The following is a 25,976-nucleotide window of genomic DNA, read 5'->3' on the forward strand; positions in this document are numbered from 1 at the left end:
GGCCACTGCCATCCAATTGGAGTTTGATGACCATGAGTGTGGAAACTCAAAAGGAAACCCTGGGCTTCCAGACCGAGGTGAAGCAACTGCTGCACCTCATGATCCATTCGCTGTATTCCAACAAGGAAATCTTCCTTCGCGAATTGATCTCGAACGCCTCTGACGCTGTCGACAAATTACGTTTCGAAGCCCTGTCTAAGCCTGAGTTGCTGGAAGGTGGCGCGGAACTGAAAATCCGTGTGAGCTACGACAAGGACGCCAAGACCGTCACGATCGAAGACAACGGTATCGGCATGAGCCGTGAAGACGCGATTACCCACTTGGGTACCATCGCCAAATCCGGCACCGCAGATTTCATGAAGAACCTGTCGGGCGACCAGAAAAAAGACTCTCATCTGATCGGCCAATTCGGCGTGGGCTTCTATTCGGCCTTCATCGTTGCCGACAAGGTTGAAGTATTCAGCCGTCGTGCCGGCCTCGACGCCAGCGAAGGCGTGCATTGGGCGTCCAAAGGCGAGGGCGAGTTTGAAATTGCCACTGTCGACAAGGCAGATCGCGGTACCCGCATCGTGCTGCACCTGAAATCCGGTGAAGACGAATTCGCTGATGGCTGGCGCCTGCGCAACATCATCAAGAAATACTCCGACCACATCGCTTTGCCGATCGAGCTGCCGAAAGAACAGACGGCTGCCGAAGGCGAAGAGAAGCCTGCCGAGGAATGGGAAACCGTCAACCGCGCCAGCGCCCTGTGGACCCGTCCGCGTACCGAGATCAAGGACGAGGAATACCAGGAGTTCTACAAGCACATCGGCCACGACTACGAAAACCCGCTGAGCTGGAGCCACAACAAGGTTGAAGGCAAGCTGGAATACAGCTCGCTGCTCTACGTACCGGCCCGTGCTCCGTTCGACCTGTACCAGCGCGAAGCGCCGAAGGGCTTGAAGCTCTACGTGCAGCGCGTGTTCGTGATGGACCAGGCGGAATCCTTCCTGCCGCTGTACCTGCGCTTTATCAAGGGCGTGGTCGACTCCAACGACCTGTCGCTGAACGTGTCGCGGGAAATCCTGCAAAAAGACCCGATCATCGACTCCATGAAGTCGGCGCTGACCAAGCGTGTGCTCGACATGTTGGAAAAACTGGCGAAGAACGAGCCTGAGCAATACAAGAGCTTCTGGAAAAACTTCGGTCAGGTGATGAAGGAAGGCCCGGCGGAAGACTTTGCCAACAAGGAAAAAATCGCCGGCCTGCTGCGTTTTGCTTCGACTCAGGGCGAAGACGGCGAGCAGGTTGTGTCCCTGGCTGACTACCTGGCACGCGCCAAGGAAGGTCAGGACAAGATCTACTACCTGACTGGCGAAACCTACGCGCAGGTTAAAAACAGCCCGCACCTGGAAGTCTTCCGCAAGAAAGGCATCGAAGTGCTGCTGCTGACCGACCGTATCGATGAGTGGCTGATGAGCTACCTCACCGAGTTCGACGGCAAGTCGTTCGTTGACGTTGCCCGTGGCGACCTGGACCTGGGCAACCTGGATTCCGAGGAAGACAAGAAAGCCGCCGAAGAAGTCGCCAAGTCCAAAGAGGGCCTGGTTGAACGGATCAAGGCGTCCCTGGGCGAAGCAGTCAGTGAAGTGCGTGTTTCCCACCGCCTGACCGACTCCCCGGCGATCCTGGCCATTGGCGAGCAGGACCTGGGCATGCAGATGCGTCAGATCCTTGAAGCCAGCGGCCAGAAGGTCCCGGACTCCAAGCCGATCTTCGAATTCAACCCGGCTCACCCGCTGATCGAGAAACTCGATGGCGAGCAGAGCGAAGAGCGGTTTGGCGACCTGTCGCACATCCTCTTCGACCAAGCGGCTCTGGCCGCTGGCGACAGCCTCAAAGACCCGGCCGCCTATGTGCGCCGACTGAACAAGCTGTTGGTTGAATTGTCGGTTTAACACCGTTGTAGAAAAAACCCGCTTCGGCGGGTTTTTTCGTTAATCCTCCTCAACTGGAGAAAATGATGAGCCAAGTCACAGTACGTTCCGTGGTCTATCAGATTGATGGCCAGTCTTATGAAAGCCGCCTGGCGTTCGATGCCAGCCACAAGGGCCCGCTGCCGGGGCTGCTGATGGCACCGAACTGGATGGGCGTGAGTGCGGGTGCCGAAGAAATCGCCAAGAGTGTTGCCGGCAAAGGCTACGTGGTGCTGATTGCCGACTTGTATGGGCAAACTGTACGCCCGACCAATGGCGATGAAGCCGGCGCAGCGATGATGCCGTTGAAAAATGATCGTCCATTGTTGAACAAGCGTATGCAGGCGGCCTTCGAGCAACTGCAAGGCCAGACCGAGGCAGCCGTTGATAAGTCGAAGCTGGCAGCCTTCGGTTTCTGCTTCGGCGGTTGCTGCGCTCTGGAATTGGCACGTACCGGTGCGCCGGTGAAGGCGGCTGTCTCTTTCCACGGTACCCTCGACACGCCGAACCCGGCGGATGCGAAAAACATCAAGGGTTCAGTGTTGGTATTGCATGGTGCGTCCGACCCATTGGTGCCCAAAGAGCAACTGCCAGCGTTCGAAGAGGAAATGAACGCAGCGGGTGTGGATTGGCAGTTGCTGAGCTACGGCGGCGCAGTGCATTCCTTCACCGATCCCCATGCCAATGTGCCAGGCAAGATGATGTACGACGCGAAGACCGCTGCGCGGGCTTTCCAGTCGATGCATAACCTGTTGGATGAAGTGTTCAAGGGCTGACTCTGCGGCGCCTGACCTGACGCCATCGCGGGCATGCCCAGCTCCCACATTTTAAGGTGTACACCCATCCAGTGTGGGAGCTGGCTTGCCTGCGATAGCTATTTCACAGGCAACTCAATTCGTTCTGACTCCCCCGGCACCCTCGGCCAGTCCCCAGCAGCCCAGCGCTGTCTGGCGTGCTCGATCACTGCCGGATCGCTCGCCACGAAATTCCAGTTGATCCGCCGCGGCCCGTCCAGCGGCGCCCCGCCAAACACCACCACGTGGCAGTCGGTTTCGGCAAACAATGTCATCTCTTGCCCTGGCGGCAATACCACCAGGCTATGCACTGCCAGCGGCTCACCGTCGAGCTGCGCCTCACCTTCCAGCACATACACCGCGCGCTCCTCATGCTCATCGGGGATCAGCAAGGTGGTGGCTGTTTGCATCTGCACCTCGGCATACAACGTCGGCGAGAGCACCGGCACTGGTGACTTGAGACAGAAACCATCACCGGCAATCAGGCGCACCTGCACGCCCAGGTTATCGCTCACCGGCAAGCTCGCCGCCGGGTGATGGCTGTAATGGCCGGGGCCGGTCTCGTGGTCCTTGGGGGAGGCCAGCCACACCTGCAGGCCGTGCAGGTTGAAACCACTGGCCTTGAGCGCTTCGGGGGTACGCTCGACATGGGCAATCGCGCTGCCAGCGGTCATCCAGCTGACATCGCCGGCCTGCACCACCTGATCCGAGCCGAGGCTGTCCTTGTGCTGCAAGGCGCCTTCAAACAGGTAGGTGAGGGTAGACAGGCCGATATGCGGATGTTGGCGGATATTCATGCCGGTACCCGGTGCATAGGCGGTGGGCAGCATATGGTCGAAAAACACAAAGGGCCCGACGCTACGGCATTCACGGGAAGGCAGCGGGCGCAGGATCGGCTGCCCTTCGACATCTTCGGCGCGGGGGCGGATCACGGTAAGGGTGGTCATGGTGCATCCCTGTCTGAGCGGGTTGGATGCGTCTGAGCATAACCCGCCCGATGGGACGTTGGCGCTATGCGCTGAAGGCACCTTCCGATAATTTCGTCTCGATGCTGATTTCGGCGGTGGTCATCAGCTTGTGTACCGGGCACTTGTCCGCAACGCGATGCAACTCCTCGCGCTGCTCATCGCTCAGCACACCCTTGAGGGTCAATTTGACGCTGAGTTTGTATTTGCCTTTCTGCTCTTCGGCGGCGTCGTGGGTCACTTCAACGGTCACGCCGGTGAGCGGGATATCTTTCTTCTGCGCGTAGAGCTTGACCGTCAAGGCTTTGCATGACGCCAGCGCAGCATCGAAATAGTCGTGGGGAGAGGGCGCCGAGTCGTCGCCACCCAGGCTCTTTGGCAGGTCGGTAAACAGTTCGTGGTGATTGATATTGACGCTGTGACGGAAGTTTTCAGCGTTCAATGTATTAACGGTAACAGGCATGGCGAACCTCTCAAGGGGCAGGATGAAGGTCATGCAGTTATAGAGCATGCTGGCGCCCAAGTGTTCCAGTTTTTCCGCGCTGAACCTCGAAGGTAGGCGCAAGGTCTACCCGTATCAGCCCTGATTGAGGTTTCACCGTGCTTCGGACCCGCCTGAGTCTTGCCTTGTTGCTCGCTGCCAGCAGCCTTGCCGCGCAGGCCCGCGACTATGCCTACAGTGACGCGCACATGCATTACGTGGATTTTTTCCAGGAAACGGCAGGCATGGACAAACTGCTCAAGGCGATGTCCGAGAACCGCATCGAACATGTAATGATTTCCGGCATCCCCGTGGCCAAGAAATGGCACGAAGACGAGCCCAAGCGCCCCCGCTACTACGCTGGTGATGACGCCGATGCCTATTGGTACAGCGCCACCGATGTGATTGTCGCGGCAGCGGTCAATAAGCTGACCCCCGAGCAGCGCCAGCACTTTCACCCGTTTCTGGCCGGCTTCAACCCCAACGACAAGAACTCCGCTGCCCATATCCAGCGCATGATCGACCTCAACCCCGGGCTGTGGCAGGGTATCGGTGAAGTGTTTACCCGCCATGACGACCTTACCGCCCTGACCTCAGGCGACACGCCCCGCGCCAACAACGAAGCCATGACGCGTATCTACCACCTGGCCGCCGAAAACGACCTGCCCGTGATGCTGCACTCCAACATCACTTCAAAGCGAGAGCGTAACCCACTGTACCTGGCGGAAGTCGAAGAGCCGTTGCGTAACCACCCGCATACGCGCTTTATCTGGGCCCATGCTGGCACCAGCAAGGAAATTCACCGGCATCAGGTGCAGATGGACTTTTTGCTGCCCACCTTGAACCGTATGCTCGAGGCGTACCCCAATCTGTACATCGACCTGTCCTGGAGCATGCTCACGCCCTATCTGCTGGATGAGGCGGGTCAGCCTCGGCAGGAGTGGGTGAAGCTGGTGGAGCGCTTCCCTGAGCGCTTTATGCTGGGATCTGACGTGGTAGGGCGTTTCAATAAGTTAGGTAAGGAGATGCGTCGCTTCGAGCCCTTCCTCGATGCATTACCCGAGGAGGTGGCGCACAAGGTGGCGCGGGATAATTTCCTTGCCATCCTGCCCAAGCCGCCTGGCAATGGTCAGGTGCATTGATATCGCGTTTTCGTCTTACATAAATGGCGGAGGGTGCCGATAACTTCCAAGACCACACTGCAGGTGGATGCAGTACTTTTTTGGAAGGAATCCAGGCATGAATATCCGTAGTTTGAATATCGCGCCTCGCGCCGGCTTGGGCTTTGGCGTGCTGGCCTTGATGGTATTCGCGTTGGGCGGCTTTGCCCTGTTGCAGATGGCCAATATGCGCCAGCAGTCGGACCAGGTAGAGAACAACTGGTTGCCCAGCGTCATGGCGGTGGGGGAGATGAATCAGGACCTGCTGCGCGTGCGTGCGCTGACCCTGCGCTTGTTGGTTAACCGCGATCCGCAGGCGCTGGCACAAAACGAGCAGAAACTGACCGACCTCAAGAATGGCATGCCCCATGCGCAAGCCCTCTACGAAGGGCTGATCGTGCTCCCTGAAGAGCGCACGCTGTTCGATCGTTTCAAGGCCCAGGAACAGCAATACCTGCAACTCCAGGAGCAGGTCATGGGGTTTTCCAAGGCCAACCGGCTCGATGAAGCGATCAAAGTGGCCAACGGTGAGATGAATCAGCTCGCCGATCAAATCGCCGTCACGTTGCGCGATCTGGTCACCCTCAATAAAACCAGTGCCAACCAGGCGGCCAGCCTCGCGCAAAGCGTTTTCAGTCAGTCGCGTACCGGGGTGATTGGCATGATCATCCTCACGGCATTGATCACCATTGGCCTGGCGGTCTGGCTGACCCGCAGCATCGTGCTACCGCTGGCCCAATCGCTGAAAGTAGCTCAGGGCGTGGCCAGCGGCGACCTGACCGGTGAGATCCGCGTGAGCGGCAGCGATGAGCCGGCGCGTTTGCAGCAGGCTCTCAAGGGCATGCAAGAGAATCTGCGCGATACTATCCGGCGCATTGCTGAATCGTCCAACCAATTGGCTTCTGCTTCCGAAGAACTCAGTTGCGTGACGGAGGATGCCACGCGCGGCCTGCATCAGCAGAACCAGGAGATCGAACAGGCGGCCACGGCGGTCAACCAGATGACGGCGGCGGTGGAAGAGGTGGCGAGCAACGCGGTGGCCACGTCCCATGCTTCACGCGATTCTGACCGCATTGCCCAGCAGGGCCGTGAGCAGGTGCAGCAGACGGTGGTGTCGATTGAAGCCCTGGCTACCGATGTGACCGCCAATGTGACCCAGGTCGAGGCGCTGGCGCAAAAGGTCTATGGCATCAGTAAAGTCCTGGACGTGATTCGCTCGATTGCCGAGCAAACCAACCTGCTGGCACTGAACGCGGCCATTGAAGCGGCGCGAGCCGGGGATGCCGGGCGCGGTTTTGCGGTAGTGGCCGATGAAGTGCGTGCCTTGGCCCATCGCACGCAACAGTCGACCCAGGAAATCGAGCAGATGATCAGTGGGATTCAGCAGGGCACCGACCAGGCCGTCAGTTCCATGCAACAGAGCAACACGCGGGCGCGTTCTACGCTGGATATCGCCAAGTCTGCCGGCACGGCGCTGGAAGAGATCGCCTCGGCATTCACCCTGATCAACGAGCGCAACCTGTTGATTGCCAGTGCTTCGGAGCAGCAGGCAGCAGTGGCGCGGGAGGTGGATCGTAACTTGACGAATATCCGCGACCTGGCGCACCAGACGTCTGCCGGGGCGAACCAGACCAGCGCGGCGAGCCAGGAGTTGTCGCGGTTGGCGGTGGACCTGAATTCGATGGTGGCGCGGTTTTCGGTGTAGGGCGGGGAACCGGGTTGACCCATTCGCAGGCAAGCCAGCTCCCACACTGGACTGCATTCCTTCAGGATGAACGCGATCGAAGGTGGGAGCTGGCTTGCCTGCGATGAAGGCGACGCGGTTTCAAATCAAGGCGCAAAAAAAAGCCCCGAACCAGTCGGGGCTTTTTCATGTGATCAACCTGCGAGGCTTACTTGCCCTGCCAGCGTTTCAGCACGAGGGTGGCATTGGTGCCACCGAAGCCGAAGCTGTTGCTCATCACGGTGTCGATTTTTGCATCTTCACGGGTCTTGGTCAGGATCGGCATATCAGCAACGGCTGGGTCCAGCTCGTCGATGTTGGCCGAGCCGGCCATGAAGTTGCCTTCCATCATCAGCAGGCAGTAGATCGCTTCGTGAACGCCGGCGGCGCCCAGGGAGTGACCCGACAGGCTCTTGGTAGAGCTGATGGCCGGAGCCTTGTCGCCGAATACCGCGCGCACGCCTTCCATTTCCTTGGCGTCGCCGACCGGAGTCGAGGTGCCGTGGGTGTTCAGGTAGTCGATTGGGGTATCAACGGTGGACATGGCCATCTGCATGCAGCGGATCGCGCCTTCGCCGCTTGGGGCAACCATGTCGTAGCCGTCGGACGTCGCGCCGTAGCCGACGATTTCCGCGTAGATCTTGGCGCCGCGGGCCAGAGCGTGTTCCAGCTCTTCAACCACGACCATGCCGCCACCGCCGGCGATGACGAAACCGTCACGCTTGGCGTCGTAGGCGCGAGAGGCTTTCTCTGGGGTTTCGTTGTACTGGGTGGACAGTGCGCCCATGGCGTCGAACAGGAACGACTGGCTCCAATGTTCTTCTTCACCGCCGCCGGCGAATACGATGTCCTGCTTGCCCAGCTGGATCTGCTCAACGGCAGTCCCGATGCAGTGGGCGCTGGTGGCGCACGCGGAGGAGATCGAGTAGTTCACGCCCTTGATGGCGAACGGCGTCGCCAGGCAGGCGGAAACGGTGCTGCCCATGGTCCGCGTTACACGGTACGGGCCAACGCGCTTCACGCCTTTTTCGCGCAGGATATCCAGCGCTTCCATCTGGTTGAGGGTCGATGCGCCGCCGGAGCCGGCAATCAGGCCGGTGCGTACGTTCGAAACCTGGTCTTCGCTCAGGCCCGAATCGGCGATCGCGTCTTTCATGGCCAGGTAGGCGTAGGCGGCAGCGTGGCCGACGAAGCGATAGATCTTGCGATCGATCAGTTCTTCGAGGGGCAGGTCGATGGAGCCGGAAACCTGGCTACGCAGACCCATTTCGGCATATTCCGGGTTGAAGCGGATGCCAGGGCGACTTGCACGCAGGTTAGCGGTGACGGTCTCTTTGTCATTGCCCAGGCAAGAAACGATGCCCAGACCAGTGATAACGACGCGGCGCATGCGGATAACCCTTAAAAGTTGTCAGTGGAAGTGAATACGCCGACCCGAAGGCCTTCGGCAGTATAGATCTCGCGACCGTCGACAGTCACCGAACCGTCGGCGATGGCCAGGTTCAGCTTGCCCTTGAGGACGCGCTTGATTTGAATGTTGTAGGTGACTTTCTTGGCGGTCGGCAGGACTTGGCCAAAGAACTTCACTTCGCCCGAACCCAGGGCGCGACCGCGGCCCGGCAGGCCTTGCCAGCCCAGGTAGAAGCCGACCAGTTGCCACATGGCGTCGAGGCCCAGGCAGCCTGGCATCACAGGGTCGCCTTCGAAGTGGCAGGCGAAGAACCAGAGGTCCGGGGTGATATCCAGCTCGGCGACCAATTCACCTTTGCCGTACTTGCCACCTTCTTCGCTGATATGGGTGATGCGATCCACCATCAGCATGTTCGGGGCGGGCAGTTGCGCGTTACCTGGGCCGAACAGCTCACCGCGACTGCAGCGCAGCAGGTCTTCCCGAGTAAAGGCGTTTTGTTTGGTCATGCGAGCTCCTCAATAATCCCATGCGGCTGGGTTGGGCAAATCTTCCCGAACCGAATGAAGCGTTCATGCCTCATAGCGGCAGCCTACACATAGACTATTGCGTTGTAGTGAAAGTCACAGCGGCAAGGCACTCAATGTACACTTGTTCACTGAAATTTTAAACCGGGCCTGTTTATCGGCCCGTTCGGGTGCCTAAGACTGCCGCACTTTCGTCTTTCACGCCAGTCGCAGTTGGTTAATGGCGCGGCGCTATTGCACCCAGCGTTGCAGGATTTGCTGCAAATCCGTGCGTTTGAACGGCTTGGCCAGGTAATCGTTCATTCCGGCTGCCAGACAGGCTTCGCGGTCGCCCTGCAAGGCATTGGCCGTCAGGGCGATGATCGGCAGATCGGCGCAGCCAGGCAGTTGGCGAATCTGGCGAGTAGCTTCGTAGCCGTCGATCAATGGCAGCCGGCAATCCATCAGGATAGCAGTGAAGATCAGGCTCTCGGCGCTGCGGATCGCCTCGGCGCCGTCGGTGGCCAGGCTGACTTCAAAGCCCAGGCTGCGCAGCATTGCTTCGACCACGGTACGGTTGACCGGGTTGTCTTCCACCAGCAATACGTGGCGTCCGTCGCCGGCACTGGCCTTGCCGAGGGCGTCGGGCGTAATGGCCTGTACTTGTTGCTGATCGATGGCCAGCGGGATTTCCAGGGTAAACACCGAGCCCCGGCCTTCTTCGCTTTGGGCCCGCAAGGTGCCACCCATGCGTTCGGCCAGGGTGCGGGCGATGGGCAAGCCCAGGCCAGTCCCGCCGTAGCGTCTGGAAATGGAGCTGTCGGCCTGCTGGAACGCATCGAACATCAGCTCCAGGCGTTCGGCGCAAATACCGATACCGCTGTCGCGCACGGTGCAGGTGAACCACACCAGTTCGTGGTCCAGGGTTTGCCAATGGGGCTCGACGGTCACGCTGCCGCGTTCGGTAAATTTCAACGCATTACCGATCAGGTTTACCAGGATCTGCCGGATCCGCGTCGGATCGCCTCGCACCCGTAGGGCCTCCATGCCCGCAGGAATCGGCAGCTCCAGGCTCAGCCCGCGTTGCTGGGCACTGTGCTGGAAGGCTTGGGCGCAACTGTTGATCAGGTCGGCAAGGTTGAACGCGATATGTTCCAGTTCCAGGGCGGCGCGCTCAATGCGTGAGAAGTCGAGGATGTCGTTGATCACCTTGAGCAGGTGCTCGGTGGACTCGGAGGCCAGCGCCGCGTACTCGGTCTGTTCGGCAGTCATGTCGGTGGTTTCCAGCAGTTGCAACATGCCCAGCACGCCGTTCATGGGCGTGCGCAGTTCATGGCTCATCATCGCCAGGAAATCCGATTTGGCATTGTTCGCGCGCTCGGCCTCCTCGCGGGTCTGGATCAACTGGGCCATGGCTTGTTGCTGCTCGCGACTGGCCTGGTTCAGGCCTTCGGCCAGGTTGTTGATATGCCGCGAAAGGTCACCCAGCTCCGAGTCATCGACAATCGGTAGCGGGGTTTTGTAATCGCCTTGCTGGATAGCCTTGACCGCATGGCCCATCGCGCTTATTGGTTGCGACAGGCTTGCCGCCAGGCGTCGTGCCAGCAGGAAGGTAAACAGCAAGGCGAACAGCGCCAGGATCCCGGCCTTGAACAGGATTTCCTGCTGGCGCTGGCTGAACGCGTCATTGGACATGCCGACAATCACCCGCCCCAGGTAGTCGGCTCGGGGTGCCTTGGGTTCGTTGAGGTTGTCCTGAAAAAAGTCATTGTTGAGCTGGATGTGTTGCAGGCGGATTGGCGCCTGGAACACTTTCACGGACAGCGAGCGGTCATGTCTTTCCGACGGCTGCTCGACATACACCAGAATGTTTTCGGCGCTGTTCTGAATTTCCAGGAAGCGCACGTGAGGCGTGGCCAAGGTCGCACGCAGCAGCGCTTCAAGCACATCGTTGTTGCCGGAAATCACTCCATACTCAGTCGCAGGCGCCAGTTGGTTGGCGATCAATTGGCCGGTGTGGTCCAGCTCCTGGCGCAAATCCTGGATCCGTACGAAGGTAAAGAAGCTGATCAACAGCAGGGTCAACAATAACGCGGGGCCCAGGGTAATGAGCTGGGTGCGGGTGTTGATATCCCAACGGCGACGCAAGGTCATGGGCGTTTCTCTCCTTCGGCCAAGCGGGCGGCGACGGCGGTTTCATCAACCTGTTCGATGCCCAGTGAGCGCGCGACTTGCGGGTTGCCCACGACTTTGAAGTGTTGCGGGTACAACGTATGCGGCCAATTGGCCGGCGGGTGATCCAGCAGGCGGTCGAGCACGGCAAGCCAGTCGGGCTGATCGCTGTAGGTGCTGGCCAGGCTGCCGGCCCGGACAAACCCGGCATTGGGCCCTATCAGGGGCAGTTGCTGGGCGTAGCTGCTCAGCAACAGGTTCTTCACCGTTTTGGGGTTGTACAGTTGCGGGTCGTCAAGGCCGAGCAGCACATCGCTGTTCTTGAACAGGGTTTGCAGCGGGCGGCTGTCACTGGTGTTGTCCCAGAGCTGAGGCACGATTTCCAGGCCCAGGGGGGTGGCAAACCGGATCAGCTCGCGCAGCAGGAATTCACTGTCGGCACCGTAAAGCACACCGATGCGTCGTGCCTGCGGCAGGGTGTCGGCGATCAGGCGCAACTGACGCTCCAGCGGCGGGTCGCTCCATAGCAGGCTGATTTTGGCCGGGTGCGTATTACCCAGGCGTTGCCGCGCCTGCAGGCGGCTGATGCGCAGCACCAGGGTCGGCGGTCCCTGGGTATCCAGCAGGCGCCAATCGAGGCTGGGCAGGTCCAGGAGGATCAAGCGAGTGCCGGCGGGCAACTGGCTCGGTGTCGGCAAGTCCTTGAGCGGGGTGAAGCTGACCCGGTCGTCGGGGCGCTGCTGGGCAAGGGCCTGGGTGAAGGCTTGCACCCCGGCGCCGTCTTCGGCAGCCGTCAGCAGGATATCGGCACTCCACGCCGGCACCGCCAGCAGCAGGCACGCGAGCAGCACGCCACGGCGCCACAATCGTGAAAGCAGCAAGAGGGTCATCCGTGACTGATCGGCCATGTCAGAAGTCCAGCTCGGCGCTGAAGTAGAGAACGTGACGATGGTCGTAATTATTGTCGGCCCAGGTGGTGGGCTGGTCATCAAGGCGTTGCTGCAACATGCCGGCCAGCTCCACATTGGTTTTGCCCACGGCAATGCGTTTGGCTACCCGCAGGTCGACCCGTTGGAAGCGATACTGGTTAAGAGCGTCGTCGCCATAGTAGAACAGGGCGCTGGACCACCCCTGGCCCCACTCGCGCAGCCAACCGGCCGAGCCGCTGTTGCGCGCGGTTTGCGCCTTGTCCCGTGGGTTGCTGGAAGTAGCGTCGACATAGGCGTAGGTCAGGCGCAGGCGGTCGGTGTTGCTCATGCGCCAGTCGAACTGTGATTCGGCACCGGTAAAGCGCGAGCTGTTGGCGTTGCTGGCGATGTATTGGTTGTTGCGCAGCGGCGAGCTGATCATGTCGGTGATTTCGTCATAGAACAGCTTCACGTCGACATTCAGCCCCAGGTCGGCAAAGAACCCGTTGTAGCCCAGTTCTCGGGAGCGCATCAACTCTTTGTCGAGGTCGCCAGGGCCGCGCGTCACGACAAAATATTGCCCGGAGTTTTGTCCGTAGGCCGGGGAGCTGAGGTTGTTGACGCGGTAGCTCCAATTGACGTTGTTCTCGAACATGTCCGGCGAGCGGATCGCCTCGGAGTAAACCGCCCGCAACCCGTGACGCGGGTTGATCAGGTAATTGACCGCCACACGCGGCGTCAGTGAGTCGCCGCTCAGGTGACTGTCTTCGTACATGGCGCCACCCTGCAGCAGCCAGTGTTCGCTGGCCCGCCATTCCAGGTGCCCGAACAGGCGCCAGGTGGTGTCGTCCAGGGTTCCATTGAAGTAGGTGTCCGAGTCGGCGCGGTCATAGCGATAGTTGATGCCGCTGACCAGGCGCAAGCTGTCGGATAGGCTCAAGGTGTCCTGGATCTCCACGTCGTAGCGGCTTTCGCGGGTGCTTTGGTCGATATCGCCGCAGACGGTGTCCTTGCCGCCGTGGTTCTTCCATTGATCCAGCACCTGGTTGGCCAATGCCTGCTCGGCGGCGCTTCCCGGGGGTGGAGAGCCTTGGCTGTAGGCGTCCATGTGCCGCGCCAACAGTTCGGCATAGTTGGGGTTCAGTTGCCACAACTGGGTCAGCTGCGGGCTGAACGAGACCTTGGCATCACAGGCTTTCCAGACCTGTCGGCGGTCCCATTGCTGGGCTGAACCCTGGATATACAGACTGTGATCGGGATTGAAGTCGAAATTCCAGCGCAAAGAGCCAGCGTAGTCCTTGGCGACAACATCGGAATTGCTGCCGCCTTCGCTGATCCCGTCAAACACCGGGGTGTAGGTATAAGGGCGCTGATTGGTGCCTTCCTTGGCATTGAGTTGCCAGTCGATACTTTGTTGCGCGTTCAGCGTCTGGCTCACTGCCAGGCTGAAACGGTTGAGACGGCGACCGTCACGGCGGTCGGCGCCGACCGCGTCGCTGTCAAAACCGTCGTCCTGTTGCCCGGACAGGGATAAGCGCAAATCGCCGGTTTCCCAGCCCACGCCCTGGCTGGCATAGAAGTCGTTGATCCCCCGTTCGCCGCGGGTGACCTTCACCCGCGAGCCCTGGCTGTTGGCGGGGGAACGGGTGAGGATATTGACCACCGCCATCAGTGCATTGGCGCCGTAGCTGACGGTATTGGGGCCGCGAAATACCTCAATGCGTTCGATATCTTCCATGGCCACCGGGATATCGCTCCAGTCCACCGTGGCCAGGCCGGCGCGGTACACCGAACGCCCGTCGATCAGCACCTGCATCCGCCGCGCATCACTGGCGCTGGTGCCGTGGTAGTTGACCGACGCCTGGTTGCCGGTGGTATAGCCGACCATCATCCCGGGCACCAGGCGCAGCAGTTCGGCGATGTCCCGGGCGCCGCTGGCCTTGATCAGCTCACTGTCGATCACCGTCATGCTGCCGGGCACGGCGGCGGCCGATTGCTTGAGGCGCGTGGCGGTCAACACCTGCGGCAGCGGCTGGCTGTCGAGAAACAGATCGTCAGCCAGGGCAGGTACGCTGCACAACAGCATCAACCATAGAGATGAGCGAGGAGGAGGGCCCAGGTACACGGCACGGCCTTGTTAATGACGGATAGCCGCCCATGTTAACTGAGGTGGGGCTATTTGCCAGTCGTCGGACTTGCAATTACTTCGTACAAACGTGGCATTTTCCGACAAGTGCGCGAATTGATACGGGGGCTGGCCGCAAGCCGGGCGGCCCGTATAATGCCGCCATCGCCATTGGTATGGATTAACGGATTGCATATGACTCAACAGCGCCCTATTGCGGTCCTGGGAGGCGGAAGTTTTGGCACCGCCGTGGCTAACCTGCTGGCCGAGAACGGCCATGCCGTGCGTCAGTGGATGCGCGACCCCGAGCAGGCTGAAGCCATTCGCGTGCACCGGGAAAACCCCCGTTACCTTAAAGGCATCAAGATTCATCCAGCTGTCGAACCGGTTACCGACCTGCTGGAAACGCTCACTGCTTGCGACCTGTGCTTCGTCGCGCTGCCCTCCAGTGCGTTGCGCTCAGTGCTGGCGCCGCACGCCGAGCGCCTGGCAGGCAAGTTGCTGGTCAGCCTGACCAAAGGCATTGAGGCCCAGACCTTCAAACTGATGAGTGAAATCCTCACCGAGATTGCCCCACTGGCCCGCATTGGCGTGCTGTCCGGCCCGAACCTGGCGCGGGAGGTGGCCGAACACGCCTTGACCGCCACGGTGGTTGCCAGTGAAGACGACGCCTTGTGTGAGCAGGTACAGGCCGTGCTGCATGGCCGCACCTTCCGGGTCTACGCCAGCGCCGATCGCTTTGGTGTCGAGTTGGGCGGGGCGTTGAAAAACGTCTACGCGATCATTGCCGGCATGGCCGTCGCCTTGGGCATGGGTGAAAACACCAAGAGTATGCTGATCACCCGTGCGCTGGCCGAGATGACCCGCTTTGCGGTGAACCAGGGTGCCAACCCGATGACGTTCCTGGGCCTTGCGGGCGTGGGTGACTTGATCGTCACCTGCTCATCGCCCAAAAGCCGCAACTATCAGGTAGGTTTTGCCCTGGGCCAAGGGCTGAGCCTGGAAGACGCTGTGACGCGTCTGGGTGAAGTGGCCGAAGGGGTCAACACCCTCAAGGTATTGAAGGCCAAGGCCCAGGAAGTGGGGGTGTATATGCCGCTGGTCGCCGGTTTGCACGCGATCCTGTTCGAAGGGCGCACCTTGGAGCAGGTCATCGAGTTGCTGATGCGGGCCGAGCCCAAGACCGATGTCGACTTTATTTCTACCAGTGGTTTCAACTGAGGAACGCGCCATGAACGATCCGAAAGCAGCCCCCAAATATGAGTCGATTGCCTTGCGCATTCTGTGGATGCTGGCGTTTGCGCTGGTGTGGCAGGTGGCGCAATTGCTGCTCGGCGCGTTGGTGGTGGTGCAATTGATTTACCGGCTTGTCTACGGTGCGCCGAACCTGGGCCTGATGAATTTTGGCGATAGCCTCAGCCAGTTCCTGGCGCAGATCGGCCGCTTCGGTAGCTTCCACACCGACCAAAAGCCTTGGCCGTTTGCCGATTGGCCAGCCCCGCGTGCACCCGAAGGCGAAGCCGCCCACAGCGTGCCGCCAGCACCGCACCCGGTGCGTGATGAAGAGCCAAAGCTATGAAGTTGTGGGTTTTGCGCCACGGGGAGGCCCAGGTGCACGCCCGCACGGACGCTGAACGCAATCTTACCGAGCATGGCCGTGCCGAAGTATTGCTCAGCGCTGCGCACCTGATCGGGCAGCCTCTCAGTGCCATCATCGCCAGCCCTTATGTGCGGGCGCAGCAGACGGCTCAATTGGTGCGCGGAGTTTTGGGGTTCGAGCCGGATGTGCGCACGGTGCCGTGGCTGACGCCTGATGGTGATGTTCAGCAGGTGCTGAGGGAGCTTGATACTGATGACAACGTGTTGCTGGTCAGCCATCAGCCTTTGGTGGGCAGTTTGATCAGCTTTTTGCAGCATGGGCATCAGCGCCAGCCACAGCCGATGTATACGGCCAGCCTGGCGGAGCTTGAGGGGGATTTTCCGCTGGCGGGTTTGATGAGTCTGGTGGGGGTGAAGAATCCCGAGGCATAAGGGGCGAGGCTGGGCCTGTGGCGAGGGAGCTTGCTCCCGTGACGACCTGTAAGTCGCCGAATCGATATCTGATGTGCTGGGGTCCAAATGTGGGAGGGGGCTTGCCCCCGATGGCGGCCTGAGGGCCGGCCAGGATGTTGGATCAAATCGAGTACATATCCATTGCTGCGGTAACGGCTGATATTGGTTCCGCTCTTACAGCGGGTCACTTTCGAAAAGCGCGAAAGTAACCAAAGCGCTCTTGCCCCACCACTCGGCACCTCGCTTAGGCTCGGTGTGCCCGTAATCCGCCATGGATTTGGGGGGCCGCCGCCACGCGCCATCCATGGCGCGGGGCGGCTAAACCGGCATCCCTGCCGGTTTACCCCCCAAATCCCTGTCGAATTCCGGCCAGCGTGGTTTGACGGGGCGCCTGAGATCAAGAGCAGATCAAGATCAAGAGCGGCTCGCTTCGCATCGTGGTTACGGTTGGCTGTTCTGTGTTCCCTGAGAAATGGTTGGCTTTGTGTGTGCTATACAGTCAGCCAAGCAAGTGCTTGGTTGGCTGTATCTCGGATCACAAAGGAGCGCGTCCCATGCCTGTCGCTTTTCGTTTGCCGTTGCAGGTCTTCTTCGAGCGTGAAGCGCGGCACCCGCGTAAGGTTTTTCTGGTGCAGCCCATTGACGGTGGCGAGGTGCAGACCCTCACCTGGGGCGATGTCGGCCACCAGGCCCGGTGCGCTGCCCACTGGTTGCGTGCACGTGACTTGCCCCAAGGTTCGCACATCGCCCTGATCTCGAAAAACTGCGCACACTGGATCATCGCCGATCTGGCGATCTGGATGGCCGGGCACGTTTCGGTGCCGCTTTATCCCAACCTCACCGCTGACTCTGTCGCCCATGTGCTGACCCATTCCGAGGCGGCGTTGGCGTTGATCGGCAAGCTCGATGACTGGCCGGCAATGGCGCCGGGTGTGCCAGCGGGTGTGCCAACCATTAGCCTGCCGCTGTGCCCGGCGGGGACGTTCGATTTCAGCTGGGCGGACCTGCAAGCCTGCTCACCGATCCAGGACCACCCCGAACCCCTTGGCTCGACACTGGCCACCATCGTCTACACCTCCGGGACGACCGGTTTGCCGAAGGGTGTGATGCAAACGTTCGGGGCACTGGGCTTCGCTGCCACCCGCGGCACCGAGTTGTTCGGCCTGGGGGAGGGCGATCGGTTGCTGTCCTACCTGCCGCTGTGCCACGTCGCCGAACGCATGTTTGTGGAAATGGCGGCGATCTACACCGGGCAAACCGTATTTTTTGCGCAAAACCTGGATACCTTCCTGCAAGATTTGCGCAGGGCACGGCCGACGGCCTTGTTTGGCGTGCCACGTATCTGGACCAGGTTCCAGTTGGGTGTCTACGCCAAGATCCCGGAAAAACGCCTCGACACCCTGTTACGCCTGCCTTTTATCGGCAAGCGCGTCGGTCATAAAGTGCTCGCGGGACTGGGGCTGGATGCACTGCGTATTGCCCTGTCCGGTGCGGCACCCGTGCCCGAGGCGTTGCTGGGTTGGTATCAGCGCCTTGGCCTGGACGTGCTGGAGGTGTACGGCATGAGCGAAAACTGCGGCTATTCCCATGTATGCCGCCCCGGTGCACAGATGCTGGGTTGGATTGGCCTGCCCTGCCCAGGCGTAGAAGTGCGCATCGACCCATCAGGCGAAGTGCAGGTACGCAGCGGCGCGACCATGCTGGGCTACTTCAAGGACCCGCAAAAAACCGCTGAGACCCTTACCGAAGATGGCTTCCTGCGTACCGGCGACAAGGGTGAGCAGGACGCAGACGGCCGTCTGCGCTTGACCGGGCGCCTCAAGGAGATTTTCAAGACCAGCAAAGGCAAATACGTGGCCCCGGCGCCGATTGAAAATCGCCTGGCCGAACATGCACGCATCGAACAGGTGTGTGTAGTCGGCGAGGGGCTTGGCGCACCGATCGGGCTATGCGTGTTGTCGGCACAGGGCCAAGCCCGCCAAACGCTTGAAACCCACCTTGACCACTGGCTGGCACAGGTCAACGCCGGGCTGGATAAACATGAGCGCTTGCGCCAATTGGTGGTGGTGAAAGACAACTGGGCGGTGGAAAACGGCTTTCTCACGCCGACCTTGAAGATCAAGCGCAACGTGATCGAGTCGACGTACGGGCCACATTTGCACACTTGGAGCGAGCGCGCTGAAACCGTTCTGTGGCAGGATTAGGATCGTAATAAAACCAACAAGGACAACCCTATGAGCCTGTGGCGCACCCAACCGAATATCGAACAACTCAACGCGATCCAGAAAAACACCATCGGTGAGTTGCTCGATATTCGTTTCGAAAGCTTCGACGAGCACTCCCTCACTGCCAGCATGGCGGTCGATCACCGCACCCATCAGCCCTACGGCCTGCTGCATGGTGGCGCCTCGGTGGTGTTGGCCGAGAGCGTCGGCTCCATGGCTGCTTACCTGTGCATCGACGCCAGCAAGTTTTATTGCGTGGGCCTTGAGGTCAATGCCAACCACCTGCGTGGCGTGCGCAGCGGGCGGGTGACGGCGGTGGCCAAGGCCATTCATATCGGGCGCACTACACAGGTATGGGATATCCGCCTGAGCAGCGATGATGGCAAGGCCAGTTGCGTCTCGCGCCTGACCATGGCCGTGGTGCCGCTGGGCGAAAACCCGCCGGCACGATAGGCGTGGCGTGAGTGTCATCATTCCTGGCAGTTACAGTCATTGCTGTAGGCGGCCGGTATGGTGACAATCAACCTCTGTTTTTATCGATGGAACCTGTATGTCGCAGCACGTGTTTTTTACCCACGCCAATGGCTTCCCTTCGGCCACCTACGGCAAGCTGTTTGCCGCGCTGGCCCCGGAATATACGGTGGCGCATCTGCCCCAGCACGGTCACGACCCCAGGTTCCCGGTGGATGATAACTGGCAGAACCTGGTGGACGAGTTGATCCACCACCTTGAGCAACAGCCGGAACCCGTGTGGGGCGTCGGCCATTCCCTCGGTGGCGTGCTGCATTTGTACGCGGCCATGCGTTGCCCGCAGTTGTACCGTGGCGTGGTGATGTTGGATTCGCCGGTGCTCACCCGTGCCGACCGCTGGGTGATCCGCGCCGCCAAGCGCTTTGGTTTTATCGATCGACTGACACCGGCCGGACGTACCCTTGGCCGGCGTGAAGAATTCACCGACCTGGACACCGCACGCAGCTACTTCGCCGGCAAAACCCTGTTTCGTGGCTTCGACCCCGAATGCTTTGACGCGTATTTGGAGCATGGCTTGCAGCAAGTCGGCGACCGCCTGCGCCTGCGCTTCGACCCGGCCACCGAAATCAGCATCTACCGGGGCGTGCCGCACACCAGCCCGGGCCAGGTACGCCAGCTGAAAGTGCCACTGGCCGTGGTGCGTGGTCGCCAGAGCCGAGTGGTCATGCGTCACCATGCCAGCGGCGTCGGCCGCTTGCCCATGGGCGAAATGCTCACTATGCCAGGCGGTCATATGTTCCCCCTCGAACGCCCCCAGGACACGGCTGCCTTGATCAAGAACCTGTTCGCCCGCTGGCAAGCCCGCGAGCGCAGTTGCGCATGAGTACACCGGTCGAAGAGGTTCGCCTGAGCCTGGGGCATATCGAATTGGCCGCGCACCTGTTCGGGCCCGAGGATGGCCTGCCAGTGATTGCCCTGCATGGCTGGCTGGACAACGCCAACAGTTTTGCGCGCCTGGCGCCGAAGCTGCACGGGTTGCGCATCATCGCTCTGGATATGGCTGGGCACGGGCATTCGGCCCATCGCCCGGCAGGCGCCGGTTACGCCTTGTGGGATTATGTCTACGACGTGCTGCAGGTAGCCGAACAACTGGGGTTGAAACGTTTTGCATTACTTGGCCACTCCCTGGGCGCCATCGTCTCGCTGGTGTTGGCCGGGGCGCTGCCGGAGCGAGTGACGCACCTGGGTTTGATCGACGGTGTGATCCCGCCGACCGCCAGCGGCGAGAATGCAGCCGAGCGTCTGGGCATGGCCTTGCAGGCGCAACTGAACCTGCAAGAAAAGCGCAAGCCAGTCTACAACACCCTCGAAAAAGCGGTTGAAGCGCGAATGAAGGGCGTGGTGGCGGTCAGTCGTGAAGCGGCGCAACTGCTGGCCCAGCGCGGTTTGATGCCGGTACCGGACGGTTACACCTGGCGCAGCGACAGTCGCCTGACCCTGGCATCGCCGATGCGTCTGACCGATGAACAGGCCATGGCTTTTGTGCGTCGCGTCAGTTGCCCGGCGCAGTTGGTGGTGGCGGCTGACGGCATGTTGGCGAAACATGCTGAATTGCTTTCTCAGCTACCCTTCAGCGTTACTACGCTGCCAGGTGGCCATCATTTGCACCTGAATGATGAGTCCGGCGCCGCTCTTGTTGCAGACTGTTTCAATCGGTTCTTCTCCACGCCTTGACTTGGCGGGGTCAACTGCCGAGGCTGGGCGGATTGAAAGGGAGTCAACCATGAACACACTCAACATCGCTGTGACCTCCATTGGCCAGGGCCTATCGATCCGATGAGCCTGGGTAAAGGATGTATCCGTGCCCTTGGCCTTTGCTGTTTCAGCCCCCTGGTGTTTGCCGCCGATATACCCGGCAGCCAGGATTTACCTGCTGTGTCCCGCCAGGTTGACGCGCAAATAGTCGACTATCGCCCCGCTGAAGAGAAGGAACGCATCTACCCCATGGGCGCGATCCGCAAGATCAGCGGCCAGTTGCGTTACGAAGGCCAGGCCACCGCGCGCGGCCAGGCCACTGCAATCACCTATGAATTGCCCGCGGAGCACAGCTCCAGCGCCGCCTTTACTGCAACGCGCGAAGCTTTGCAGGCCAAGGGCGCGCAGCTGTTGTTCTGGTGCCAGGCCCGCGATTGCGGCGAGAGCAGCCTGTGGGCCAATGAAGTGTTCGGCAACGCCAAGCTGGTGGGGGCCGATGGCCAGCAGGAATACCTGCTGCTGCGCCTGGCCGCCCCGCAGAACAACTCGCTGGTCGCGCTGTACGGCATTACTCGCGGCAACCGACGCGCTTACCTGCATGTGGAGCAACTCGATGCCAGCGCGCCCTTGGGCGATCTGCTACCCACCTCGGCCACCCTGCTGCGAGAGCTCAAAAGCACGGGCGAGCTGGATCTCCCTGCATTGGCCGCCGAGCCTGATGACACCTGGCTGACCTTGATTTCCCGTGGGTTGAACCTTGATACCACCTTGCGCGTGAGCCTGACCGGCCCGAAAGCCGAGGCCTGGCGCCAGGCCCTGGTCGACAAGGGCGTGCGCGCCGCACGCCTGGAAACCGGCAGCGGTGACGCTAAGGGTTTGCACCTGCATCTGATACGCTGACCGTTACAAGGCGAACGGACCCGTGCCGTTCGCCTAAGCTCTCTTCCTACAGCCTTATTCTCGAGATACCCGATGCTCAATAACGATCGCCTGCTGGTGCAAATCCTGCTGCTGGTGCTGTTTGGCGCCAGCTTCTGGGTCATGGCGCCGTTCTGGTCGGCGCTGTTCTGGGGCGCGGTGCTGGCGTTTGCCAGTTGGCCGCTGATGCGTTTGCTCACTCGCTGGCTGGGCGGGCGGGAGTCTCTGGCTGCCGGCATCCTGACCCTGGGCTGGATGCTGCTGGTGGCGGTGCCGCTGGTGTGGCTGGGGTTCAACCTGGCCGACCATGTGCGCGATGCGGTGGCGCTGATCAAAGACATTCAGGTCGACGGCTTGCCCGAGGCGCCGACCTGGTTGGGCTCGATCCCGTTCGTCGGCGAGCGCCTGGTGGCGATGTGGGACAGCATTGACCAACAAGGCGCGGCGCTGATGGTCAGCATCAAGCCGTACCTCGGCCAGGTCGGCAACTGGTTGCTGGCACGCAGTGCGCAAATTGGCGGCGGTATTCTTGAGCTGACCCTGAGCCTGGTCTTCGTGTTCTTTTTCTACCGTGATGGGCCGCGCCTGGCGATGTTTGTGCACCGTCTGCTGGAACGGCTGATCGGTGAACGTGCCGGCTATTACATCGAGCTGGTGGCCGGTACGGTGCAGCGGGTGGTCAATGGTGTGATCGGCACTGCGGCGGCCCAGGCCTTGCTGGCGCTGATCGGCTTCCTGATCGCCGGCGTGCCGGGTGCGCTGGTGCTGGGTATCGTCACTTTCCTGCTCAGCCTGATCCCCATGGGCCCGCCGCTGGTGTGGATTCCGGCCACGGCCTGGCTGGCGTGGAAGGGTGACTACACCTATGCGGTGTTCCTGGGGGTATGGGGTACGTTTGTGATCAGCGGTGTGGATAACGTGCTCAAGCCGTATCTGATCAGTCGTGGCGGTAACCTGCCGTTGGTGATTGTGCTGCTGGGGGTGTTTGGGGGGTTGATCGCCTTTGGCTTTATCGGGCTGTTTATCGGGCCGACGCTGCTGGCGGTGGCGTACAGCCTGTTGACGGACTGGAGCGCTACCCAGGCGCAAGTGCGTCGTGACGACAAGCCGTGTAATTGAGGGGCTAGGCATCAGGATGTGATGCGACGCTGCACCTGTGGGAGGGGGCTTGCTCCCGATGGCGGCCTCAGGGCCGACCAGGATGTTGGATCCGACTGAGTACATATCCGTTATTTGGGTAACGGCTGATATTGGTTCCGCTTTTACAGCGGGTCACTTTGGAAAAAGAGCCCCAAAGTAACCAAAGGGCTCTTGCCCCACCACTCGGCACCTCGCCTAGGCTCGGTGTGCCCGTAATCCGCCATGGATTTGGGGGGCCGCCGCCACGCGCCATCCATGGCGCGGGGCGGCTAAACCGGCATCCCTGCCGGTTTACCCCCCAAATCCCTGTCGAATTCCGGCCAGCGTGGTTTAGCGGGGCGCCTAAGATCAAAAGCAGATCAAGAGCGGCTCGCTTCGCATCGTGGTTACCGTGGGGGCGGCAAGCTGCACAGTTGTGTAGAAGGGAGAAGCCTCAGCCCCTCGGCAACCACATCACCGCAGTCAACCCACCACCCGGCGTGTCCTCCAGGCTCAAGTGCCCGCCAAGCCGCTCGACGGCCTCTCTGGCAATGGTCATCCCCAAACCGACCCCTCCGGAATTGCGGTTGCGCGATCCCTCCAGCCGAAAGAACGGTTCGAACACCGCCTCGCGTTTATCGGCGGCGATTCCCGGGCCGTTATCGATCACTCTGATCACCAGTGCGCCACGGCTGTCGGCCAGTTCTACCCGGGCCATGCCGGCATAGCGCAGCGCGTTGTCGATCAGGTTGTTGAGGCATGAGCGCAGGGCCATGGGCTGCACTTGCAAAGGCGCGCAGGTGCCTGAGAATTGCACGTCGCAGCCCTGGTCCTGGGCGTTCTCGCTGAGGGACTCCACCAGTGCCTGAACGTCAAGCCAATGCCGCGTTTCGCTGGTGCGTTGTTCATGCAGGTAGCTCAGGGTGGCGTCGAGCATATCGATCATGTCGTTCAGGTCCTGACGCATCTGGCCTTGCAGTTTGGTGTCTTCGATCTGTTCCAGGCGCAGTTTGAGGCGTGATAACGGGGTGCGCAGGTCGTGAGAGACCGCACCGAGCATACGTGCCCGCTGGCTGACTTGTTCGCGGATGCGCTTTTGCATCAGGTTGAAGGTCGAGGCCGCTTGCCTTGCCTCGCGCGGGCCGGATTCCACCAGCGGCGGGCTGTCGAGGTCGACGCTCAAGCGCTCGGCTGCGGCACTCAGGCGCTGGATCGGCCGGCTCAGCAGCTTGGCGCCGTACCAGGCGGCAATGATCAACGAGATGAATTGAAACGTCAGCGGTACCAGCGGGCCACCAAACCAAGGGCGAGGTTCCTTGCGCAGCGGTTTGAGGGTGCCGTCCGGTTGTTCGACGAACGCCTGGGGAAGCGGAGGCGGTGGCCGGCCGTAGTGGTGAAACCAGAAGAGCGCCAGCACGTGGGCCAGCACAATGGCCACCAGCAATAGGCCGAACAGTCGCCCGAACAGCGTATTGAAGGTGGCGCGCATCAACCGATATCCCGGGCGTCGAACAGGTAGCCTTCGCCGCGTACGGTCTTGATCAACTGCGGGGCCTTGGGGTCATCCCCCAGTTTCTGGCGCAGGCGTGATACCAGCAAGTCGATGCTGCGATCAAAGGCTTCGATGGAGCGACCACGGGCCGCATCCAGCAGTTGCTCGCGGCTCAATACGCGGCGCGGGCGTTCGATGAACACCCACAGCAAGCGAAACTCGGCATTGGACAGCGGCACCACCAGGCCGTCATCGGCCACCAACTGGCGCAGTACGCTGTTGAGGCGCCAGGTGTCGAAGCGGATGTTGGCCCGTTGCTCGGTGCGGTCATCGCGCACCCGGCGCAGGATGGTCTGGATACGGGCCACCAGCTCCCGGGGCTCGAATGGTTTGGACATATAGTCATCAGCGCCCAGTTCCAGGCCGATGATGCGGTCGGTGGGTTCGCAGCGGGCCGTGAGCATCAGGATCGGAATGTCCGACTCGGCACGCAGCCAGCGGCACAGCGACAACCCGTCCTCGCCCGGCAGCATCAGGTCCAGTACTACCACATCAAAGGTTTCGGCTTGCATGGCTTGGCGCATGGCGGTGCCGTCGGTGACGCCCGAGGCCAGGATATTGAAGCGCGCCAGGTAGTCGATCAGCAGTTCGCGGATCGGCACGTCGTCGTCGACGATCAGCGCACGGGTGGTCCAGCGCTTGTCTTCGGCGATCGTCGTGCCTTTAGGCTCTTCGTTTACGGGGACGGAAGGGGTCTGCATAGTGCGATCATCTGCCTGAGTAGTGCTGTCAGCATAGGCGCCCAGCGCCGTGGCTGGAAATGCTGGGCGTGCGATAGTGTGCGAGGCTAGCCGGGCGGCGTGTTGAGGGCGTGTCGTGAATGTATCGACTTTGAAACAAGTGCTCGAAATCGCGTGTATCGGGCACTTGATCAGTATTTACCGATCATCGGATCCCGCAACGGCGCTGCTTGCGCTACAATCCGCGCCGATTTCGACTTGCCTGAGAGCCCATTCCAATGTCCGTCTGCCAGACTCCTATCATCGTCGCCCTGGATTACCCCACTCGTGACGCCGCACTGAAGCTGGCTGACCAGTTGGACCCCACGCTATGCCGGGTCAAGGTCGGCAAGGAACTGTTCACCAGTTGCGCGGCGGAAATCGTCGGCACCCTGCGGGACAAAGGCTTCGAAGTGTTCCTGGACCTGAAATTCCATGACATCCCCAACACCACGGCAATGGCCGTGAAGGCTGCCGCCGAAATGGGCGTGTGGATGGTCAATGTGCACTGTTCCGGCGGCTTGCGCATGATGAGCGCGTGCCGCGAAGTGCTGGAACAGCGCAGCGGCCCCAAACCGCTGCTGATCGGCGTGACCGTGCTGACCAGCATGGAGCGCGAAGACCTGGCCGGTATTGGCCTGGATATCGAGCCTCAGACGCAGGTATTGCGCCTGGCGGCTCTGGCGCAGAAAGCCGGCCTCGATGGCTTGGTATGCTCGGCCCTGGAAGCCCAGGCCCTGAAGAACGCCCACCCGTCGTTGCAACTGGTGACGCCGGGTATTCGCCCGGCGGGCAGCGCGCAGGATGACCAGCGCCGTATCCTGACCCCGCGCCAGGCCCTGGATGCCGGTTCGGACTATCTGGTGATCGGCCGTCCGATCAGCCAGGCGGCGGATCCGGCCAAAGCACTGGCGGCGGTGGTTGCCGAAATCGCCTGAATGTCCCCGATATTAATGTGGTAGCGGGCT

The 25,976-nt window shown here is 60.9% G+C and carries 23 protein-coding genes; 14 read left to right on the forward strand and 9 right to left on the reverse strand.

The genetic code is table 11. From position 1 onward, the window contains the following. Positions 1–32 precede the first annotated feature (32 nt). Both htpG and E3O56_RS24180 read left to right on the forward strand, forming a co-directional pair. Positions 33–1,937, forward strand: coding sequence for a molecular chaperone HtpG (gene htpG / locus E3O56_RS24175; RefSeq protein WP_005786592.1), 1,905 nt, complete (start codon positions 33–35; stop codon positions 1,935–1,937). Positions 1,938–2,002: 65 nt separating this feature from the next. Beyond that, a complete protein-coding gene (locus E3O56_RS24180; protein WP_103735082.1) occupies positions 2,003–2,731 on the forward strand; it encodes a dienelactone hydrolase family protein in 729 nt (242 codons plus the stop codon). Between the two features lie 98 nt (positions 2,732–2,829). On the opposite strand, the gene E3O56_RS24185 is transcribed toward E3O56_RS24180, so the two are convergent. Together E3O56_RS24185 and E3O56_RS24190 are read right to left on the reverse strand one after the other, a co-directional pair. Next, on the reverse strand, positions 2,830–3,696 hold the full coding sequence (locus tag E3O56_RS24185; RefSeq protein ID WP_032877088.1) for a pirin family protein: 867 nt from the start codon (positions 3,694–3,696) through the stop codon (positions 2,830–2,832). A 64-nt stretch (positions 3,697–3,760) separates the two neighbouring features. Next, entirely contained in the window at positions 3,761–4,177 is a 417-nt protein-coding gene (locus E3O56_RS24190) for an OsmC family protein (protein ID WP_005786596.1), read from the reverse strand. A gap of 137 nt (positions 4,178–4,314) precedes the next feature. Here E3O56_RS24190 and E3O56_RS24195 point away from each other — a divergent pair, with 137 nt between their 5' ends. Continuing rightward, positions 4,315–5,337, forward strand: coding sequence for an amidohydrolase family protein (locus tag E3O56_RS24195; RefSeq protein WP_148852275.1), 1,023 nt, complete (start codon positions 4,315–4,317; stop codon positions 5,335–5,337). Positions 5,338–5,434: 97 nt separating this feature from the next. Then, entirely contained in the window at positions 5,435–7,060 is a 1,626-nt protein-coding gene (locus tag E3O56_RS24200) for a methyl-accepting chemotaxis protein (protein ID WP_248129100.1), read from the forward strand. A gap of 187 nt (positions 7,061–7,247) precedes the next feature. Here E3O56_RS24200 and fabB read toward each other — a convergent pair whose 3' ends face one another. From fabB to E3O56_RS24225, 5 genes are all read right to left on the reverse strand, one after another. Continuing rightward, complete coding sequence (fabB, locus tag E3O56_RS24205) at positions 7,248–8,468, reverse strand: beta-ketoacyl-ACP synthase I (protein ID WP_005786601.1); 1,221 nt, start codon at positions 8,466–8,468, stop codon at positions 7,248–7,250. Positions 8,469–8,479: 11 nt separating this feature from the next. Then, positions 8,480–8,995 carry a 3-hydroxyacyl-[acyl-carrier-protein] dehydratase FabA gene (gene fabA, locus E3O56_RS24210; protein WP_003210552.1) on the reverse strand — a complete coding sequence of 172 codons (516 nt, stop codon included), beginning with the start codon at positions 8,993–8,995 and terminating at the stop codon, positions 8,480–8,482. 249 nt (positions 8,996–9,244) lie between these two features. Then, a complete protein-coding gene (locus E3O56_RS24215) occupies positions 9,245–11,146 on the reverse strand; it encodes an ATP-binding protein (RefSeq protein ID WP_032877085.1) in 1,902 nt (633 codons plus the stop codon). Next, the gene (locus E3O56_RS24220) at positions 11,143–12,072 is read right to left on the reverse strand and encodes an ABC transporter substrate-binding protein (RefSeq protein WP_078820727.1); all 930 of its coding nucleotides are present in this window, start codon (positions 12,070–12,072) and stop codon (positions 11,143–11,145) included. The genes E3O56_RS24215 and E3O56_RS24220 overlap by 4 nt, the downstream gene beginning before the upstream one ends. A gap of 1 nt (position 12,073) precedes the next feature. Further along, the gene (locus E3O56_RS24225) at positions 12,074–14,197 is read right to left on the reverse strand and encodes a TonB-dependent receptor (RefSeq protein WP_348984346.1); all 2,124 of its coding nucleotides are present in this window, start codon (positions 14,195–14,197) and stop codon (positions 12,074–12,076) included. Positions 14,198–14,392: 195 nt separating this feature from the next. On the opposite strand from E3O56_RS24225, the gene E3O56_RS24230 reads away from it, so the two are divergent. The 9 genes from E3O56_RS24230 (at position 14,393) to E3O56_RS24270 (ending at position 22,737) form a co-directional block, all read left to right on the forward strand. Further along, positions 14,393–15,418, forward strand: coding sequence for an NAD(P)H-dependent glycerol-3-phosphate dehydrogenase (locus E3O56_RS24230; protein ID WP_005786614.1), 1,026 nt, complete (start codon positions 14,393–14,395; stop codon positions 15,416–15,418). A 10-nt stretch (positions 15,419–15,428) separates the two neighbouring features. Then, positions 15,429–15,776 carry a DUF4389 domain-containing protein gene (locus E3O56_RS24235; protein ID WP_032877083.1) on the forward strand — a complete coding sequence of 116 codons (348 nt, stop codon included), beginning with the start codon at positions 15,429–15,431 and terminating at the stop codon, positions 15,774–15,776. After that, positions 15,773–16,228, forward strand: coding sequence for a phosphohistidine phosphatase SixA (sixA, locus tag E3O56_RS24240; RefSeq protein ID WP_032877082.1), 456 nt, complete (start codon positions 15,773–15,775; stop codon positions 16,226–16,228). The genes E3O56_RS24235 and sixA overlap by 4 nt, the downstream gene beginning before the upstream one ends. A 575-nt stretch (positions 16,229–16,803) precedes the next feature. Continuing rightward, on the forward strand, positions 16,804–18,453 hold the full coding sequence (locus tag E3O56_RS24245; RefSeq protein WP_103735084.1) for an AMP-binding protein: 1,650 nt from the start codon (positions 16,804–16,806) through the stop codon (positions 18,451–18,453). Between the two features lie 30 nt (positions 18,454–18,483). Continuing rightward, positions 18,484–18,927, forward strand: coding sequence for a hotdog fold thioesterase (locus E3O56_RS24250; protein ID WP_032877080.1), 444 nt, complete (start codon positions 18,484–18,486; stop codon positions 18,925–18,927). Between the two features lie 97 nt (positions 18,928–19,024). Then, complete coding sequence (locus E3O56_RS24255; RefSeq protein ID WP_078820737.1) at positions 19,025–19,828, forward strand: alpha/beta hydrolase; 804 nt, start codon at positions 19,025–19,027, stop codon at positions 19,826–19,828. Continuing rightward, positions 19,825–20,679 carry an alpha/beta fold hydrolase gene (locus E3O56_RS24260; protein ID WP_032877078.1) on the forward strand — a complete coding sequence of 285 codons (855 nt, stop codon included), beginning with the start codon at positions 19,825–19,827 and terminating at the stop codon, positions 20,677–20,679. Before E3O56_RS24255 ends, E3O56_RS24260 begins: the two co-directional genes overlap by 4 nt. Positions 20,680–20,781: 102 nt before the next feature. Further along, positions 20,782–21,600, forward strand: coding sequence for a DUF4892 domain-containing protein (locus E3O56_RS24265; RefSeq protein ID WP_078820738.1), 819 nt, complete (start codon positions 20,782–20,784; stop codon positions 21,598–21,600). Positions 21,601–21,672: 72 nt separating this feature from the next. Then, the gene (locus tag E3O56_RS24270; RefSeq protein ID WP_005786630.1) at positions 21,673–22,737 is read left to right on the forward strand and encodes an AI-2E family transporter; all 1,065 of its coding nucleotides are present in this window, start codon (positions 21,673–21,675) and stop codon (positions 22,735–22,737) included. A 454-nt stretch (positions 22,738–23,191) separates the two neighbouring features. Here the strand turns inward: E3O56_RS24270 and E3O56_RS24275 are convergent, their stop codons facing one another. Together E3O56_RS24275 and E3O56_RS24280 are read right to left on the reverse strand one after the other, a co-directional pair. Continuing rightward, positions 23,192–24,226 (reverse strand): ATP-binding protein, encoded by a 1,035-nt coding sequence (locus E3O56_RS24275; protein WP_248129101.1) that lies wholly within the window; start codon positions 24,224–24,226, stop codon positions 23,192–23,194. Then, positions 24,226–24,990, reverse strand: coding sequence for a response regulator (locus E3O56_RS24280; protein ID WP_032877075.1), 765 nt, complete (start codon positions 24,988–24,990; stop codon positions 24,226–24,228). Before E3O56_RS24280 ends, E3O56_RS24275 begins: the two co-directional genes overlap by 1 nt. Before the next feature lie 257 nt (positions 24,991–25,247). Here E3O56_RS24280 and pyrF point away from each other — a divergent pair, with 257 nt between their 5' ends. After that, entirely contained in the window at positions 25,248–25,946 is a 699-nt protein-coding gene (pyrF, locus tag E3O56_RS24285) for an orotidine-5'-phosphate decarboxylase (protein ID WP_005786636.1), read from the forward strand. The last annotated feature ends 30 nt before the right edge of the window (positions 25,947–25,976 follow it).

The organism is Pseudomonas sp. W2Aug9 (assembly GCF_023127755.1).
Taxonomy (GTDB): domain Bacteria; phylum Pseudomonadota; class Gammaproteobacteria; order Pseudomonadales; family Pseudomonadaceae; genus Aquipseudomonas; species Aquipseudomonas synxantha_A.